Genomic DNA, 3044 nt, shown 5'->3' on the forward strand with positions numbered 1-3044 from the left:
GCGCGGGGCTGGCCGCCCCGGCCCGCGCCCGCACGCCATGCCCGCGCTGCGCCACCATGTCGGAATAGCCGCCGGGATAGTCCTGCCAGCGCCCCTCCCCCTCCCAGGCGATGACATTCGTGCAGACACGGTCGAGGAAGTCGCGGTCGTGGCTGACCACCAGCACCGTGCCCGCGTAATCGGCGATCTGCTCCTGCAGCAGGTCCAGCGTCTCGAGGTCGAGGTCGTTGGTCGGCTCGTCCAGCACCAGCAGGTTGGAGGGGGTGGCGAAGGCGCGGGCCAGCAGCAGCCGGCCGCGCTCGCCGCCCGAGAGGGCCGCGACCGGCGTGCGCGCCTGCTCGGGCAGGAACAGGAAGTCCTTCATGTAGCCGATGACGTGGCGCGGCTGGCCGCCGATCCAGACCTGGTCGCCACGGCCGCCGGTCAGGCTGCCGGCGACGGTGGCCTGCGGGTCGAGCGCGGCGCGGCGCTGGTCCAGCGTCACCATCTCCAGGTTGGTGCCGAGCCGCACCACCCCCTCGTCCGGCGCCAGCGTTCCGGTCAGCATGGAGAGCAGCGTCGTCTTGCCCGCCCCGTTCGGCCCGACGATGCCGACGCGGTCGCCCCGCAGGATGCGGGCCGAGAAGTCCCGCACCACCACGCGCCCGCCGAAGCTCTTGCCGAGCCCCTCGGCCGAGACGACCTGCGTGCCGGAGCCCTCGCCCTCGGCCGCCGCCATCCTGACCCCGCCCTGGGCGGCGCGCCGCTCCCGCCGCTGCTGGCGGAGCGCCGCCAGCTCACCGACGCGGCGCATGTTCCGCTTGCGCCGGGCGGTGACGCCGTAGCGCATCCAGTCCTCCTCCCGCGCGATCTGCCGGTCGAGCTTGTGTGCCTCCAGCTCCTCCTGAGCCAGCACCTCGTCGCGCCATTCCTCGAAATGCGCGAAGCCGCGCGCCAGGCGCCGGGTGAGGCCCCGATCCAGCCAGACCATCTCGCGCGTCATGCTCTCCAGGAAGCGGCGGTCGTGGCTGATCAGCACCAGCGCCGAGCGCATCGCGCCGATCTCGCTCTCCAGCCACTCGATGGCCGGCAGGTCGAGGTGATTGGTCGGCTCGTCGAGCAGCAGGATGTCAGGGCTGGGCGCCAGGGCGCGGGCCAGCGCGGCGCGGCGCGCCTCGCCGCCCGAGAGGCTGGCCGGAGGCTCCTCCCCCGAGAGGCCGAGCTGCTCCAGGAGATAATGCGCCCGGTAGGGATCGTCCCCCGGCGCCAGCCCGGCCTCGACATAGGCCAGCACGCTCGGGAAGGCCGAGAGGTCGGGCTCCTGCTCCAGATAGCGCAGCGTCGCGCCCGGCTGGACGAAGCGTGTGCCGGCATCGGCCTGGGCCAGGCCGGCGGCGATCTTCAGCAGGGTGGACTTGCCGGAGCCGTTGCGGCCGATCAGCGCCAGCCGCTCCCCCGGGGAGACGGAGAGCGTCGCGCCGCTCAGCAGCGGCGTGGTGCCGAAGCCGAGGCGGATGTCCTGGAGGAGAAGGATCGGGGGGGCTGCCATGGCGGCTGTGGGTGCGGCGGCGCGGGCATGGCGTCAAGCCCCATCGGCGGCGGCCGCGGCTCCCGCGGGGGGAGTCTCGATTTTGATCGCGCCCGCCGCCGGAAACCGCAACCGGGAGGCGACGCCGTCACCCGGGCGCGCTAGAGAGATCCTCCCCGCCGAAGACGGGAGGAGAGAGGTCTTGGAAGAAGTTGACTGCGTCGTCGTCGGCGCCGGAGTGGTGGGCCTAGCCGTGGCGCGCGAGCTGGCGCTGGCCGGGCGTGAGGTGCTGGCGCTGGAGGCCGCGGAAGGAATCGGCACGGCGACCTCCTCGCGCAACAGCGAGGTGATCCACGCCGGCATCTATTACCCCAAGGACAGCCTGATGGCGCGCTTCTGCGTGGCGGGGAAGCGGATGCTCTACGCCTACTGCGCCGAGCGCGGCGTGCCGCACCGCAACTGCGGCAAGCTGATCGTCGCCACCAACGAGGAGGAGCAGGGCAAGCTTGCCTCGATCCAGGCGCGGGCCGCCGCCAACGGCGTGCCCGACCTCGCGCTGCTGGACGCGGCCGAGGCGCGCGCCCTGGAGCCCGCCATCTCCTGCGTCGCGGCGCTGAACTCACCCTCGACCGGCATCATCGACAGCCACGCCTACATGCTGGCCCTGCAGGGCGATGCCGAGAATGCAGGCACGGTCTTCGTCTTCCACAGCCCCGTCACCGGCGGGCGGCTCCTGCCGGAGGGCGGTGCCGAGCTCAGCGTCGGCGGCGCCGAGCCGATGGAGCTTCGCTGCCGCCTGCTGATCAACGCCGCCGGGCTGCACGCGCCGCGCCTGGCCGGCAGCCTGGCCGGCATGCCGGCGGAGCATGTCCCGCCCACCTTCTACGCCAAGGGGAACTACTTCACCCTCACCGGCCGCTCCCCCTTCACCCGACTGATCTATCCGGTGCCGGTGCCGGGCGGGCTCGGCACCCACCTGACCATCGACCTGGGCGGCCAGGCGCGGTTCGGTCCGGATGTCGAATGGGTGGAGCAGATCGCCTACGAGGTCGATCCGCACCGGGGCGAGGGCTTCTACGCCGCCATCCGCCGCTATTGGCCGGAGCTGCCGGATGGTGCCCTGCAGCCCGGCTATTCGGGCATCCGGCCGAAGATCGTCGGGCCCGGTGTCGCGGCGCAGGACTTCGTCGTGCAGGGCCCGGACACGCATGGCAGGCCGGGGCTGGTCAACCTGTTCGGCATCGAATCCCCCGGCCTGACCGCCTCGCTCGCTCTGGGCGAGCATGTGCGCCGCATGGCGCTGGGCGGCTAGCCGCCTGCCGGCCCGCCGACGGCGCCCCCGCCGGTGGCCCCGGCGGCACGCCGAAAGGTGGGAGCCCCGGCGGACCGGCCCAGGGGTGGCGGCGCCTGGGGCTCCCTTCTCCCGGGGGGCGGGAGAACCGTTACCGCTGCTCCTCGGCGTAGTTCCCCGTACCGAACCATTTGGACCTGACGGTCTGGTAGTAGGTGTCCATGTCGTAGAGGGCGACGGGGAGGG

At 73.0% G+C, this 3044-nt stretch carries 2 protein-coding genes; one reads left to right on the top strand and one right to left on the bottom strand.

All coding sequences use genetic code 11. The features are described from left to right. Positions 1–1528 (bottom strand): ABC-F family ATP-binding cassette domain-containing protein (locus tag ACVMLK_RS20490; RefSeq protein ID WP_457487472.1); only part of this gene is annotated, 1528 nt, incomplete at its 3' end. 181 nt (positions 1529–1709) lie between these two features. Here ACVMLK_RS20490 and ACVMLK_RS20495 point away from each other — a divergent pair. After that, a complete protein-coding gene (locus ACVMLK_RS20495) occupies positions 1710–2819 on the top strand; it encodes an NAD(P)/FAD-dependent oxidoreductase (protein WP_457487473.1) in 1110 nt (369 codons plus the stop codon). Positions 2820–3044 lie beyond the last annotated feature (225 nt).

Source organism: Teichococcus aerofrigidensis, from assembly GCF_054073225.1.